Genomic DNA, 15,464 nt, shown 5'->3' with positions numbered 1-15,464 from the left:
TTTTTATTGAGGTTTTTTCTTGCGGGTGCATAATGTGCGCATAAAAAGTCTCATATACATATTTTGTTACACATTCACAGCCGGAAGTCTTATGCAGGGAAAAGAGAGAAAGCGACAGGGCATAGCGTGGTTCGCGCTTACCGTTATCATCACGGGCACCGTTTACGCCGCGCCGGGCGACCAGCAGCTACAGCATCAGCAGGAGCAGCAAAAAGCCCGTGAAGAGAGGCTGACGCCACAGGCGCCGGATGTGCGTCTCGCTGAACCTGTTCCGGCGCCTTCCCGGATAGCTTTCCCCGCAGAAAAACCCTGCTTTACGCTGAATCGCGTTACGCTCTCCGGGCAGGAAGCGCTGCCGCACTGGGTGCCTTTACAGCGGCTGGCTAATCAGGCGATTGGTCATTGCATTGGCGTTCAGGGCATCAATCAACTGATGGGCACGCTGCAAAACCGCTTAATCAACCACGGCTGGGTTACCACGCGGGTGCTCGCGCCGCAGCAGGATCTGCGCCAGGGCGAGCTTAAGCTGCTGATCGTGCCGGGCAGAATACGCAGCGTAACGCTCGAACCCTCTTCTTCGCGCCACGTCAGCCTTTGGTCGGCGATGCCCGCGCATAGCGGAAACCTGCTGGATCTGCGCGATATTGAGCAGGGGCTGGAAAACCTGCAGCGTCTGCCGACCGTGGAAGCGCATATGGCGCTACGTCCGGGCGAGAAACCCGGCGAAAGCGATATTGTTATTGAGCGCACCCAGCGCCGCTTCTGGCGGCTCGGCGCGTGGCTGGACGACTCCGGCACTGAGAGCACGGGCCGCTATCAGAGCGGCGTGATGCTGGCGCTGGATAATCCCACGTCGTTAAGCGATCTCTTTTACCTTACCGCCAGCCGCGATCTGGGCTTCGCCGGTCGAAAAAGCAGCAAAAGCCTGGCCGGGCACTACTCTGTGCCGCTCGGCTGGTGGCTGGTCGGCGTGACCGCCAGCGATTACGACTACCATCAGACGGTGGCTGGCTACAGCCGGGATTTCCTCTACGCGGGCAAAAGCCGCTCGCTGGATCTTCAGCTCAGTCGCGTGCTGCACCGTAACGCCACCTCCAAAACCACCGCCAGTTGGGATGTGCTGGTCAAAGAGTCGCGTAACTTTATCAACGATACCGAAGTTGTCAGCCAGCAGCGCCGCACCAGCGCCTGGCGGCTGGGTCTGGCACATCGTCACTATATTGGCGCGGCCACGCTGGACGCGGGCGTCAGTTATCAGCGCGGCACGCGCTGGTTTGGCGCGCTGCCCGCGTGGGAAGAGTCCTATGAGGACGCCACTTACGCCACCGCGCTGTCAAAAATCCTTACCTGGCAGGCTGGCCTGAACGCGCCGTTCACGCTGGGCAAACAGCAGTTAAGTTACAACATACAATACCGTCGGCAGATGAGTAACACGCCTTTGACGCCGCAGGATGAGTTCGCTATCGGCAACCGCTGGAGCGTGCGTGGCTTCGACGGCGAAAGGACGCTGAGCGCCAGCCGGGGCTGGACGCTGCAAAACACGCTGGCCTGGCGAACGCCGCTTCCGGCGCAGGAGCTCTATCTGGGCGCGGACTATGGCGAAGTCGCAGGCCACAGCACAACCAACACCGAGCTGCTCGGCCGCCATCTTGCCGGCGGCGTGGCAGGCCTGCGCGGCGGCATCGCGCCCGCCAACCTCAGCTACGACCTTTTTGCCGGGATACCGCTGTCGAAACCGGCGGGTTTTAAAACCGATCCGGTGACTTTCGGCTTCAGCCTGAACTGGAACTACTGACCCCATTCTTTTGCCTGACAAGGGACTGTGCGCAACATGAACAAGCTTTGCTATCGCATTATCTTTAATAAAGTTCGCGGCATGCTGATGGTGGTGCCGGATATCGCCCGCAGCGGCTATTCACGCGTGGCCCGCTGCCGCCAGCGCGCTTCGCGTACGGAAACGCGAGCGCGTATCAGTCCGGTCACCTTTGCGCTCTGGCTGGCGGCTGGCGCGGTCAGTTTGCCGGCGCAGGCGAATATCGTTGCGGACGGCAGCGCGCCGGGCAATCAGCAGCCGACGGTGATGTCCACCGCCAACGGCCTGCCGCAGATCAACATACAGACGCCGAATGCTCAGGGCGTTTCGCGCAATAAATATAGCCAGCTCGACGTCGACGGACGCGGCGCCATCCTCAACAACAGCCACCAGAACACCCGCACCCAACTGGGCGGGATGGTGGCGGCCAATCCCTGGCTGTCAAAGCAGGAAGCCAGCGTCATTCTCAACGAGGTCAACAGCCGCAATCCCAGCCAGCTCAACGGCTTTATCGAAGTTGCCGGTAAACGCGCGGCGGTCGTTATCGCCAACCCGGCAGGCATCACCTGCGACGGCTGCGGCTTTATCAATGCCAGCCGCAATACGCTGACTACGGGCCAGGCGGTGATGGAAAACGGCCAGCTGAAAGGCTTCGACGTCAACGGCGGCCGCATCAATATCGCCGGTAAAGGCCTGCAGGACAGCGAGGCGGACTACACGCAGCTTATCGCGCAGTCGGTCGAGGTGAATGCCAGACTGCACGCCCGCGAGCTGAACGTTGTGACCGGTAAAAACCAGGTTTCTGCCGATGGCGGCGTAACGGCGGTCAAAGCCAGCGATGAAGCTACGCGTCCCGCGTTCGCACTCGACGTAGCGGCAATAGGCGGCATGTACGCCAATAAAATTACGCTGACCGGCACCGAAAAAGGCGTCGGCGTGCGCAACGCGGGCGAGTTGGGCGCGAGCGTGGGCGAACTTAAGCTGAGCGTGGACGGCAAGCTGGAAAACAGCGGCACGCTGCAAAGCGGCGGCAGTTTGCAGGTAGCCAGCAAGGGCGATCAGCAAAACAGCGGCAAAATACTCGCTAAGCAAGAGGTGGCGCTTTCAGCGGGCGGCACGTTGCAAAACAGCGGGCTGGTTAGCGCGGGCAGTCACGCAACGCTTAGCGCCAATCGTATTGAGAGCACCAATGAGGGCACGCTGGCGGCGGGCGTGGATGACAGCGGGGCGCTGACACAGTCGGGCAATCTCTCTCTGACCAGCCAGGGCGAGCTGAAAGCGCAGGGCAAAAACCTGGCGCATGACCATATTCAGGCGCAGGGCAGCCGCGTCGATCTCGCCGGCAGCCAGACTTCAGCCGACAGCATTGGGCTGGCTTCTACACAAGGCGATATCAGCACTGCGGGCGCCACCGTATCAGCCAGAGCGATTCAGATCGGCGCCGCGACAAAACTAAACAATGATGATGGCAAACTTTCCGCAGGCAGCCTGAGCGTTACGGCAAAAAACATCAGCAACAATCGCGGCCTGCTACGGCAGCAAAACCAGGAGGCGCTGGCACTGAATACCGGCGCTTTACTGAATAATCAGGGCACCATCGTTAACGAAGGCGACACGGCTATCAAGGCGGACAGCATTGATAACCGCAGCGGCCTGATCGCGGGCAACGGCAGCAATCTTACGCTTGATGCGCGTCAGCTGGAGAACCAGCAGGGCACGCTTCAGCTGGCGGGCAAGGGCAAATTAAAGCTGAATATCGCGCAGCTGGACGGCAATCAGGGCAGCCTGCTGTCGGCAGGCGCGTTAGAGGTAACCGGCGGCAATCTTGATCTCTCGCAGGGGCATACCCAGGCGCAGGCGTTAACGCTCAAATCTGACACGCTGAATAATCAACAGGGCGTCCTGTCGCAGCGCGGCGAGGGCGAAATGGCGCTGGATGTGGCTGGCGCGATAGCAAACCAGGATGGCCGCATCGAAAGCGGCGGCAATTTGCGTATCGCGTCAGGCAGTCTGGATAACAGTCGCGGCACGCTGCTGGCTGCCGGGCAGGGCGATTTGCATGTCAGCGCGAATGATGTGCTGAACAACACGCAGGGCTCAATGCTCGCTGGCCAAAACCTGAATCTTTCCGGCTCAAGCCTGAATAACCAGCAGGGAGCGATCTCCGCCACCGGCGGCGAAGCCAAAGTGGTCACGCGCCAGCGCATTAATAACGCCAAAGGGCGCATAGAGGCGCAGCAGCAGTTGACTACACAGAGTCACGGGCTGGACAACCAGGGCGGCACGCTGCTGGGCAAACAGCTCTCTGTTGCTACGCAGGCTGGCGAACTGAACAACGCCAGCGGCAATATAGTGGCGCAGACCGCGCTAAACCTCGACAGTGGCAAGCTGAAGAACGAGTCGGGCCTGATTCAGTCCGGCCAGGCGCTGGCAATCAATACTCACGGCGAAGCGTTAACCAATACTGACAGCGGCAAAGCCGGAATAATCAGCGGCGGCACGCTCGCTATCGCCAGCGGCGACACAGACAACAGCCGGGGCGTAATCGCTGCTGCTTCAGACAGCAACATAACCAGCGGAGCGCTGATTAATGCCGAGGGCGTTCTGATGTCGGATGGGGCGCTTTCTCTTGATACTGGCGCGGTAGATAACCAGCGTGGCTTACTTCAGGCGGGCGACGAATTGTCGCTGGATACGCACGGCGCAAGCCTGAACAACAGCGACAGCGGCGAGCGCGGCGGTATCCTGGCACGAGGCGATCTACAACTGGCGACCGGTGAAATCGAAGGCGGCAAAGGCTTTATTCAGGCGCGAAATATTGCCATTAACACGCATCAACAGGATTTCCAGCATCAGGACGGTATCCTCAGCTCCCTGGGCACGCTGCTGCTGGAGAGCGGCGCGTTAAATAACCAGGCGGGGCGCATTCAGTCCGGCAGCGACATGCAGCTTACCGCCGGGGCGTTGGATAACCAGCAAAGCGCGCAGACGGGCGGCATTATTGCAGGCGGCGATCTGCTGTTGAACAGTGGCGACACGGATAACAGCGCAGGCGCCATAGTGGCGGCAGGTGACGCCAGGATAAACAGCGGCGCTTTAACCAATAACCTCGGCACGCTCGCCGCGGATAAAACGCTGAATCTGATAACCAACGCGGTAGAAAACCAGCATGGCCTGCTGCAGGCAGGGGATGCGCTGTCGCTGGATACGCAGGGCGCGCAGCTAACCAACAGCGACAGCGGCACGACTGGCGGCATTATTGCAGGCGGCGATCTGCTGCTCTCAACCGGCCAAATCAACGGCGGCAGCGGCGTTATTCTCGGGCAGAACGTTACCGTAGATACGCATCAGCAAACGTTCGACCATCAGCTGGGGCAGTTAGGGGCTCGCGGCGTTTTACAACTGGACAGCGGCGAGCTGAATAACCGCGCGGGCAGAATCGAAGCCGCTGGCGATCTGCTGCTGGATACGCACGGCAACAGCCTGAATAACAGCGATAGCGGCACCGCGGGCGGCCTGTTCAGCGGCGGCAAGCTAAGGCTGCGCTCGGGCAATCTGAATAACCAAAAAGGCGGTCTTACCGGTAAAACCGGAGCGGATATCGTCGCTGGCGATGTCAATAATCAGGACGGCGTGCTGAATGGCGGCAGCGGCCTGCTTAGCCTGCTCAGCGGTAAAGTGGAAAATCAGGGCGGCTTGCTACAGGCAGGCACGGATCTGCTGCTTGATACTCAGGGCCAGCAGCTGGTGAATACCGGCAGCGGCAGCCAGCGCGGCATCGTCGCCATGCGCGATCTCGATATACGCAGCGGCGCGACGGATAACCACACCGGTTTTATTGCCGCAGGCAATCAGGCGACGCTGCATACCGGCGAGCTGAACAACAGCCAGGGCCAGATAGCGGGCAACGGCGGGCTGGCATACAGCGGCCAGGCGCTCAATAACGATGACGGCAAACTCCAGTCGGCGGGCGATATCACCCTTGATACCGCAGGCCGGACGCTGAGTAACCAGCGCGGCCTGATTGCCGGTTCGAAAAATAGCCGTATCGCCAGCGGCGAACTGGATAACCAGCAGGGGCAAATCCAGGGCGGCAAAGATTTAACGCTGGATCTGGGCGCGAACGGGCTGCAAAACCAGAGCGGTAAACTCTTCTCTGCCGGCACGCTAACGCTACAGGCTGGTCAGCTCAACAACCAGTCCGGGCAGTTGCAGAGCGTGGACAATGCCAGCCTGGCGCTGACGCAGCAGCTCGACAACACGGGCGGCCTGATCCACGGCAGTCAGGCGCTGGATATTGTTACGCCACGGCTGATCAACCAGAACAGCAAGCAAAACAACAAAGGCATTGAAGGCGGCACGCTGACGCTGCAAACCGACACGCTGGATAACAGCAAAGGCGCGCTACGGGCGAGCAACCTGCTCTCGCTGACGGTGCGTCAGGCGCTGGAGAACCTCAACGGGCTGATCTCCTCCGCCAATACGCTGATTGTTCAGGATGCGGCTCAGGGACAGGCGCTTGCTATCGATAACCGCAAAGGAACAGTGATCGCCGACAGGCAGGCCCAAATCGGTGCCGCCTCGCTAAGCGGCGACGGGCAGGTGCTGTCGCAGGGCGATCTTGGTATTACGCTGGCGGGAGATTTCCATAACGCTTCTGAAGTTAAAGCTAACGGCACGCTGCGGCTGACTACGGGCGGCAGCCTCACTAACGAGGGTACTATCAGCGCGCAGCAGGCGCTCTGGCTCTCTGCACAGAACGTCGCCAATAATAAAAAGGGCGAAATCAGCGCGCAGGAAACGCATATCGCAGCGGCGGATACCCTGACCAACACCGGGCTGATTGACGGCGGCCTGACGCACCTTACCGCTAACGTACTCAACAATATCGGCACGGGTCGCATTTACGGCGATCGTATCGCTATTGCCGCTACGGTATTGAATAACCTCAGCGATAAGGGCAAAGCTGCCGTTATCGCTGCGCGGGAGAGGCTGGACATAGGCGCCGACACCATCAATAACCGCGATCACGCGTTAATCTACAGCGACGGCGATATGCATTTTGGTCGCCAGCTGGATGCCAGCTACCACGCAACCGGACAGGCCCGGCAGCTAAATAATGACGGCGCGACCATTGAAGCTGCCCGCGATGCCACTCTTGCTGTTTCCGAGGTGAACAACACTAACCGCAACCTCACCACGAAAACCGTCACCACGGAAAACGCCCAGCATCATGATGTCGTCCTGAAAGGCCATACCGATCGCTTCGACTGGGACGAAGTAGATACCAGCCATAAAAACAAATATGGCGTACACAGCGCCCGTATGCCGGACGGCACCAGCGGCAGCGAATTTTACGAATACACCTACCAGCGCGTAGTGAAAGAAACGCAGATTAAATCGAGCGATCCGGGAAAAATCCTCTCGGGCGGCAATATGACCTTTACCGCCGATCGGCTGATGAACCAGGACAGCCAGATAGTGGCGGGCGCGACGCTGGGCGGCCAGATTGGCGAGCTGGACAACGAAGCCACTAAAGGTACGCGCGTCACTACCGATAAAGGCAAATCGGTACGCTGGTACGCCAAAAAGAAGAAAAAGAAATTTGGCGGCACTAAAACCTCGCAGGGCAAAAGCAGCAGTAACTACGCGCCAGCGCCGGTCACGGAAACTATCGATCTACAAACCCTCACGTGGCAGGCTAATGCCGCGCCGCAGGGCAGCGGCTATCAAACTAATGGGCTGCAACAGCAGGCGGTAACGGCTCAGGCCGGGACGGTCGGTGCGATAAAAGGCCAGCAGGCTAAAACAGCGGTAACGCTGGGTAGCGTAGCCAGCGGCGACACGGTATTGCCTGCCGGAGAGCGTTACGACAGTACATTAACCCTTGATAAACTTAGCGATGTCAAAAATAATCCGTTGCTGTTGCCGAACGGACAGCAGTTTTCATTAACGCTGCCTTCTACGGTGGTTGATGGACAAACCATTACGCCAGTGATTCGCGCCGTTTCGCCGGACACGCGTCTGCCGGACAACAGCCTGTATCAGCTACAGCCCGCCAGCGAAAGCCGCTATCTGGTGGAAACCGATCCACGCTTCGTTAATCAAAAGCAGTGGCTGGGCAGCGACTATATGCAAAACGCGCTCACCACAGACGGCAGCCAGATCATGAAACGGCTGGGCGACGGCTATTATGAACAGAGGCTGGTACGCGATCAGGTCACGCAATTGACCGGCGGCCGCTATATCAGCGGCTACGGCAGCGATGAAGATCAGTATCGCGGGTTGATGAACAACGGCATCGCCTTCGGCAAGGAGTATCAGCTGACGCTGGGCGTGGCGCTGACTCCGGCGCAGATGGCGCTGCTGACCAGCGATATCGTCTGGCTGGTGAATCAGACGGTAACGCTGCCGGACGGTACGCAGCAAACCGTGCTGGTGCCTCAGGTCTATGCGAAGGTCAAAGAAGGGGATTTAACCGGCGACGGCGCGTTGCTCGGTGGCGGTAGCGTGGCTATTAACGCGCAAAAAGATATCACCAACAGCGGCACTATTCTGGGAAGGGAAGTCACCCAGCTCACCGCGCAGTCGCTGACCAACAGCGGCTACATCGACGGCAACCAGGTCAGCCTGACCGCGCGTCAGGATATCAACAACCTCGGCGGCACCATCAGCGGCGATAAATCCGTTTCGCTGCTGGCGGGACGCGATATCACCAGCCAGTCGACGCTGCGTGGCGACGGCACGGACAGATGGGTGGATCGTCCGGCGGGCATCTATGTTCAGGGAAGTGACGGCGCGCTGTCGCTGAGTGCGCTGAATAATATCACGCTGGCCGCCAGCGATATCGGCAATGCAGGCGCGAACGGCACGACGCGTATCCAGGCGGGCAAGGATCTGACGCTGGGTACTGTCACGACGCAGCACAGCGAAAACGATAGCTGGGGCAGCGATAACTATCGCCGTCTTTCACAGCAGACGGACGTCGGCACGCGGATTAACGCAGCGGGCGCGCTACAGCTCAGCGCCGGAAGGGATATTCAGGCGAACGCTGCCGACGTCACGGCTGGCGGCGCGCTGACCGCCAGCGCCGGACGCGACATTATGCTCAATGCCGGCAACGACCGTAGCGATCTGGTTGAGCACAGCAAACAGAGCAGCAAAGGACTGCTGTCGGGCAGCAGCCTGGAAACGCACGACGAGGTGCATAACCAGCAGGCGCTCAGCACTACCCTCAGCGGCGACAGCGTCCAGCTTCAGGCGGGCCGCGATATCGCCGTTACGGGCAGCAACGTGGCGGGCACCAGGGACGTCGCGCTGAGCGCGGGCCGCGATCTCAGCGTGACCACCGCAGGCGAGTCCAGCCAGGAAATCCATCAGCGCGAAGAGAAAAAATCGGGCCTGATGGGCACTGGCGGTATCGGCTTTACCGTCGGCCAGGCGATGCAGAAAAGCACCACCGACGCCAGCGGCTCGCTGAACAAAGGCAGCACCATCGGCAGCAGCGAAGGCAACGTTACCCTCAGCGCCAATAATCAGCTTAACGTCCACGGCAGCGACGTTATCGCAGGCAAGGATCTGACGCTGAGCGGCAGCGACGTAGCAATCACTGCGGCGGAAAACAGCCATACCTCTTTGACCAAAACCGAACAGAAACAGAGCGGCCTGACGCTGGCGCTTTCCGGCACCGTTGGCTCTGCGCTGAACACGGCGACGCAGGTTGCCCATACGGCGGCGGAAACTGGCGACGGCCGTATGAAAGCCTTACAGGCTACCAAAGCGGCGCTGAGCGTAAAGCAGGCGGCGCAGGCGGCCGAAATGGATGGCGCGCAGACCGCTGCGGCAAACGCGCATAATGAAGCGCTGGGCCTGAAGCCGGGCGATGACGGCTATCAAAAAGGCTCGACCGATACCGTTGGCGTCAACCTCTCTTACGGCAGCCAGTCATCGAAAAGCGAAACCCGCAGCGAAAGCCGCCAGGCGCAGGGCAGCACGCTGGGCGCGGGCGGCAATCTGAATATTACCGCCACGGGTGCGCAGGCGGGCAACCAGGGCGATATCACCGTGCAGGGCAGCCAGCTTCAGGCGGGCGGCGATATGGCGCTGACGGCAAAAAATGATATCAACCTGCTTTCCGCACAGAACAGCGAGCGTACCGACAGCACCAACAGCAGCAAGGGCGGCAGCATCGGCGTGGGCCTGACCGCCGGTTCCGGCGGCACCGGCGTCAACGTATCGGCCAGCATCAACGCCGGCAAAGGGCGTGAGAACGGCAACGGCGTGACCCAGACGGAAACCACGCTGAACGCGGGCAAAGCCCTGAGCCTGAACGCCGGACGCGATACATTGCTTCAGGGCGCGCAGGTCAGCGGCGACAGCGTGAAGGTGGACACCGGGCGCAACCTGACGCTGACCTCGGAACAGGACAGCGACCGCTATGATTCGAAGCAGCAGAGCGCCAGCGCCGGAGCGAGCTATACCTTCGGTGGAGGCGGCGGCTCGGTCAGCGTGAACCTGAGCCGGGACAAGATGCACAGCACCTGGCAGAGCGTGAACGAGCAGACGGGCATCTTCGCAGGGAAAGGCGGCTTTGACGTAACGGTCGGCGAACACACGCAGCTGAACGGCGCGGTTATCGGCTCGACGGCGGATGCCAGCCTCAATAAGCTCGATACCGGCACGCTGGGCTTCAGCAACATTGAGAACCACGCGGATTATAAGGTTGAGCACCAGAGCGTGGGCATGAGCAGCGGCGGCCCGATCGGCAGCCAGATGCTGGGTAATATGGCCAGCACGATGCTGGCGGGCATCAACGGCGGCGGCAGCGCGGGTTCGACCACCAAAGCGGCGGTAAGCGAAGGCACCATTACCGTTCGCAACGGCGATAAACAGCAGCAAAACGTCAATGACCTGAGCCGGGACGTGGCAAATGCAAATCCGGGGCTGGAAAAAATCTTCGATAAGGAGAAAGAGCAGCGCCGGGTGGAAACGGTGCAGGCGGTGGTGGATATCGGCCTGCAGGTCAGCGATATCGTCAGGACTGAGGGTAAGATAGCGGCAACGAAGTCAGCCACGGAAGCGCTGAACAGGGCCGGTACGAAAGAGCTTGCGGCAGCGAAGGCAGAGTGGCAGAAGGCTAACCCGGACAAAACGCCAGCGCAGGACGATATCGTTCAGCAGCTGTACCAGACTGCATACAACAAAGCGATGCTGGACAGCGGTAAAGGAACGGGCGGGGCGCTTCAGCAGGGCATCAGCGCGGCAACGGCGGCCGTCTCGGCGCTGGCGGGCGGGAACCTGTCGGCAGCGGTAGCGGGTGGCGCGGCACCGTACCTGGCGGAGCTTATTCATAAAGCGACCACCACCAAAGATGCGAATGGCAAAGACGTGGTGAACGTCGAGGCGAACCTGATAGCGCATGCGGTGCTGGGCGCGGTGGTAGCGCAGGCGTCGGGCGGTTCGGCGCTGGCGGGCGCGTCAGGCGGCGCGGCGGGTGAGTATATCGCGCAGCAGCTTTATCCGGGCGTTGACCGTAAAGACCTGAGCGAAGAGCAGCGTCAGACGATAAGCGCGCTGGGGACGCTGGCGGCGGGTCTGGCGGGCGGCCTGGCAGGAGACAGCGCAGGCAGCGCGGTGACGGGCGCTCAGGCCGGGAAGAATGCGGTTGAGAATAATAATCTGGCTGTGCTGAGACAAGGGGCAATACTTGCCGCAGAAGGATGTACTAAAATCGCTGCCTGTCGTAATGCTTTGATCGAGAAAGGTTTAGGAAGTCTTCTGGGAATAGGTACCGCAGCCACCGTACTGGATAAGCTTTCAGATACTGATAAAGAGTACTTATTGGGTGTTGCTGCGACCGGTCGTGCCGATTTGATAGAAAAACTAACGCCGGAGCAGCGGGCAGCCTATGACTATATGGTTGCACAGGATCAGAAAGGGCTGGTTACTATCTTCCCTGCACCGGATAAGCCGCTGACAATTGGCAGCCTGGAAAATCCACTTCCGGATAACCATAGGGAAACGACACTGACCACACCAGATCAGCGAGAGCTAAATGGTGCTACTAACACCGGAAATACTGAAGGTGCGCCGGATACAGGCGGGAATACCACAGTAACACCGGTTCCGAATGGACCAAATAAGGATGATTTGGCTTATTTGTCAACTGGAGAAAATATTGCCAGGAAAAATGCGAATGAACCAATTAGATTTATTGATGGTGTAAATGTACGAGATATAAAAACAGGTGAAAATTTTAGCGGAACCGTAGATTTAAAACCTACTCTTGACAGGATACAGACTGGTGGTTCTTATCCACATAGAAATGATGGAACTACATTCCAGAATCGTCCTGACAGGGTTACCGGTGAAACAGGGCTTCCTCCGCAACAGCCCGGATACTATAAGGAATATGTACACCCAACCCCTGGAATTTCTGGTCCTGGTCCCCAACGGATAGTTGTTGGCCAGAAAGGTGAAACATATTATACGAATGACCATTATAAGACGTTTATAAGAATTAAATAGGAAAACACGAATGACTGATAATAATGATGTGTTCAGGTTTACTGATGGCCCAGCATCATATGACACAGGCGAAGTCTTCTTCGCCAGATTAGATCCGTTAATTTCCAATACTGATGAGTTATTAAAATCACTTTATTATCTGCTATGGTTTCCGGGGTATTTTGGTTTCAACTGGAATGCATTGGAAGATTGCTTGCGTGATTTTGATTGGATCAATGAGGAAAAAATAATAATAGTTCATGATGTGCTGCCAAATATTTCAAGTGCTGATCTAAAAATATATTTAGAAATTTTAAGAGATACCGTATTGCATTGGTATGGTTATGAGCAGCATACACTAGAGGTAGTTTTTCAGGAAAAACATCGTGATTATATTACTAATATTCTTTTATCTTAACGTTGCATCATGTAATATAAGCAGGTAAATGGAGGTTAGGCTGGGGGTAATTCCTTTGGTGCGAGACCATCAGATAATCTCGATAAAGCCGGTGAGGGAAATTGTACCCGATGGTTTGAAGCGATTAGCCCCTGTTAAAATATGGGCATTTCAATGATAATTGATAAGACTAATGAAAATTTAACAAAAAACATAGATAACTATTTAGTGAATGGTTGCGCGGATATCGAATCTTATGAAGATCACTGTTAGTTAGGTGATCGACTACCTCAACGCTCTTTTTTCAACAGATATCAGATTGGCTGAAGATATGTGTAAAAAGACCTTGCAGTCAACGCATGTTGACGATTATTTTTTTAAAGCAGCCTGCCTTAATAACTTACTTCTATCTGAGAGTGAATGGTTATTTGCAATTAATTATATTCTAAATGAAAATATCAGCATTCCTGAGCTCGAAAAGGCGCTTTTCTACTTCTATTGTGCAAAAAATAAGAGAAATCCTTATCCCGTACCAGAAGGATTATTTAACAAAATCATAGAGAGATATGAGGAATTAAAAGATGCTCCCGATGCAAAATTTTACCATCTAGATAAAATTTATAGTAACTTTAGAAAGGTCTATTCATTGAGTTGTTGAAAAAACCCCGGCAGTGCATCCATTTTTTTATTTTAATTTCAGTGTGTTATTATTTTTTTTAGCCAATTAATAATCAGCCGGACCACATCCAGGATCATCTTAAAGGCTTACAATAATGCCAGGCGCCGTGATGAGTTTAAGAAAACAGGTGACTCGCTTTACCGGCTGACTAAAAAATATGAGCAGGAAGTCAGGGAACAGGCTGAAGCAGGCGATCCGTTAGCGATCCAGGTATTACACAAGCTTGAAGAGGCGAAAGAAAATGCCAGAATAGCCGTCGCTGCTTGCGGTGCTGTGGCTGCCGGTGCAGTCGCGCCGGAGGTGATCGCCGCAGCAAGAGCCGCAGCCAGCGGTTGCGCAGAAAACCCGGTTCTTTGTGTCAATGAAATGGGTGCCTGGATAGCAGATATGATTGCCGGTGATGCGGCACCGGCGGGCCTGAAGGTAGCGACAGTCAGTAAAATGTCGACTAAAGAGTTGTCAGAGCTGAAGGCGCTGATGACGGTTTAGAAGCAGACCGGTACAAAAGTATCAACCGAAACAGTCAGCCAGCTGGTAAAAACAAGTGATAATGCTGCTTCGGAACTGAGAATTGTCGACATCAACTCGGGTGGTAAGGGAGGCTGGAGTAAAGAGTTGAATAATCCACAGCCGAATACACCTCACAGGGTGGATGATAATAAAATATTTAAAACCGACTCTCTGGGAAGGACGGAGAGCGTTGAAAGTTCATTAGCTTGGTCTAAGAATGACCGAAATACCTATCAACAGTGTAAAGCAGGTAAGTGTGGTGTTGTTGGTGATGAAGGAGGTCACCTGATAGCCAGTATATTTAACGGCCCCGGAGAAAAACTCAATCTGGTTCCAATGGATGGAAATCTGAATAAAGGTGCCTGGAAAAAAATGGAAAACACATGGGCAAATGCGTTAAAAGATGGAAAGAAAGTTGATGTTAAAATAGAGCCATCTTATAGTGGGAGCAATGTAAGGCCTGATAGTTTTAGTGTTACTTATCGAATAGATACTGAGCGCCCAGTAAGGGAGGTTTTTAATAATGCACCTGGAGGTAAATGATGGCTTCTCGTGATGATGAATTATACTCAGAGATAGGGCGTATATTATTTGAATCAGCGCCTGAAGGTGCGCAGAGGATCTTGCTTGATGCCGAGTTATCGCCTGAAGATGATCATGCAAAATTCTTATACGATTATGTTGATACAAAAGGAGTAAAAAATTGGTTTTTACCGGGAATGCCTGCCACAGATAGACTGCTTCTTGAAAAGCTAGTTGAGCTAAGAAAATATTATGTGGTAAATAATCTTACTAATCATAAGCCTGCATGGCACGGTTGCCTTATTACAGTTGATATTGAGAAAATGAAGATCAACTTAGATTACCGCTATGATTAAAAAAGATCCCGGCTAAGTTAAGCCGGGATCTTTTTTCCCAATCAGCAGGTTACCCTAAAGTGTCCGCCACTCAATCGTTCCCTCAGAGATTTTCCATGGCCCCTTCTGCGGCGTGGCAACCAGCTCAATAAACGCCGCAATCTCCCGCTGCTTGCAGGCCGACAGCTTCTTGCAGGCACGCTTCAGCGTGGTCACCACTTCCGGTTCGGCGGGCGGCTCCGGCTGCGGTTCCTGGCGGGTAATAATCAGGCAGTCCTGCATCACCCGCACGTTAACCGGCGTTCCTAATCTGCGATGTGATGAACGCAAATCCGGGGCTGGAAAAAATCTTTGATAAGGAAAAAGAGCAGCGCCGGGTGGAAACGGTGCAGGCGGTGGTGGATATCGGCCTGCAGGTCAGCGATATAGTCAGGACTGAGGGCAAGATAGCGGGCGAGAAGGCGAAGCTGGACCCGCAAAAGATGGCGACGGCGAAGGCGCAGCTGGAAGACAGGGCGCGGCAGAATAACGTGAAAACGGCGCCCGGCTACGAGGATATAGCGCAGCAGGCTTACAATAACTGCATGGCGTCGTGAGTATAGCTCTAATATTAAAATGAAATTTAATTTTAAAAAATAAATAAGTGTAGAAGATAAGGGTTTCTTGCTTTAATACGATAATTCCATAATGTTTAAGTTGTCA

Annotated in this window: 8 protein-coding genes; 7 read left to right on the top strand and 1 reads right to left on the bottom strand. The window is 56.0% G+C overall.

The window, feature by feature from the left end; genetic code table 11:
• Positions 1 to 91 precede the first annotated feature (91 nt).
• The 6 genes from MKZ79_RS07065 to MKZ79_RS07040 all read left to right on the top strand — a co-directional run bounded on the left by MKZ79_RS07065 (position 92) and on the right by MKZ79_RS07040 (position 14,783).
• Complete coding sequence (locus MKZ79_RS07065) at positions 92 to 1,795, top strand: ShlB/FhaC/HecB family hemolysin secretion/activation protein (RefSeq protein ID WP_336140906.1); 1,704 nt, start codon at positions 92 to 94, stop codon at positions 1,793 to 1,795.
• Positions 1,796 to 1,831: 36 nt separating this feature from the next.
• Positions 1,832 to 12,340, top strand: a complete 10,509-nt coding sequence (locus MKZ79_RS07060) for a hemagglutinin repeat-containing protein (RefSeq protein ID WP_336140905.1) — start codon at positions 1,832 to 1,834, stop codon at positions 12,338 to 12,340.
• Between the two features lie 10 nt (positions 12,341 to 12,350).
• Complete coding sequence (locus MKZ79_RS07055) at positions 12,351 to 12,737, top strand: barstar family protein (RefSeq protein ID WP_336140904.1); 387 nt, start codon at positions 12,351 to 12,353, stop codon at positions 12,735 to 12,737.
• Positions 12,738 to 13,035: 298 nt separating this feature from the next.
• Entirely contained in the window at positions 13,036 to 13,374 is a 339-nt protein-coding gene (locus tag MKZ79_RS07050) for a hypothetical protein (protein ID WP_336140903.1), read from the top strand.
• 636 nt (positions 13,375 to 14,010) lie between these two features.
• Positions 14,011 to 14,448 (top strand): DNA/RNA non-specific endonuclease, encoded by a 438-nt coding sequence (locus MKZ79_RS07045; RefSeq protein WP_336140902.1) that lies wholly within the window; start codon positions 14,011 to 14,013, stop codon positions 14,446 to 14,448.
• Positions 14,445 to 14,783 (top strand): hypothetical protein, encoded by a 339-nt coding sequence (locus MKZ79_RS07040; protein WP_336140901.1) that lies wholly within the window; start codon positions 14,445 to 14,447, stop codon positions 14,781 to 14,783. Before MKZ79_RS07045 ends, MKZ79_RS07040 begins: the two co-directional genes overlap by 4 nt.
• A 54-nt stretch (positions 14,784 to 14,837) precedes the next feature.
• Here the strand turns inward: MKZ79_RS07040 and MKZ79_RS07035 are convergent, their stop codons facing one another.
• Complete coding sequence (locus MKZ79_RS07035; protein WP_336140900.1) at positions 14,838 to 15,092, bottom strand: hypothetical protein; 255 nt, start codon at positions 15,090 to 15,092, stop codon at positions 14,838 to 14,840.
• On the opposite strand from MKZ79_RS07035, the gene MKZ79_RS07030 reads away from it, so the two are divergent.
• Positions 15,083 to 15,358, top strand: a complete 276-nt coding sequence (locus MKZ79_RS07030) for a hypothetical protein (protein ID WP_336140899.1) — start codon at positions 15,083 to 15,085, stop codon at positions 15,356 to 15,358. The genes MKZ79_RS07035 and MKZ79_RS07030 overlap by 10 nt on opposite strands.
• The last annotated feature ends 106 nt before the right edge of the window (positions 15,359 to 15,464 follow it).

This window comes from Erwinia sp. CGal63, assembly GCF_037026505.1.
Classification (GTDB): domain Bacteria; phylum Pseudomonadota; class Gammaproteobacteria; order Enterobacterales; family Enterobacteriaceae; genus Erwinia.
This window is presented reverse-complemented; position numbering and strand designations above follow the sequence as displayed.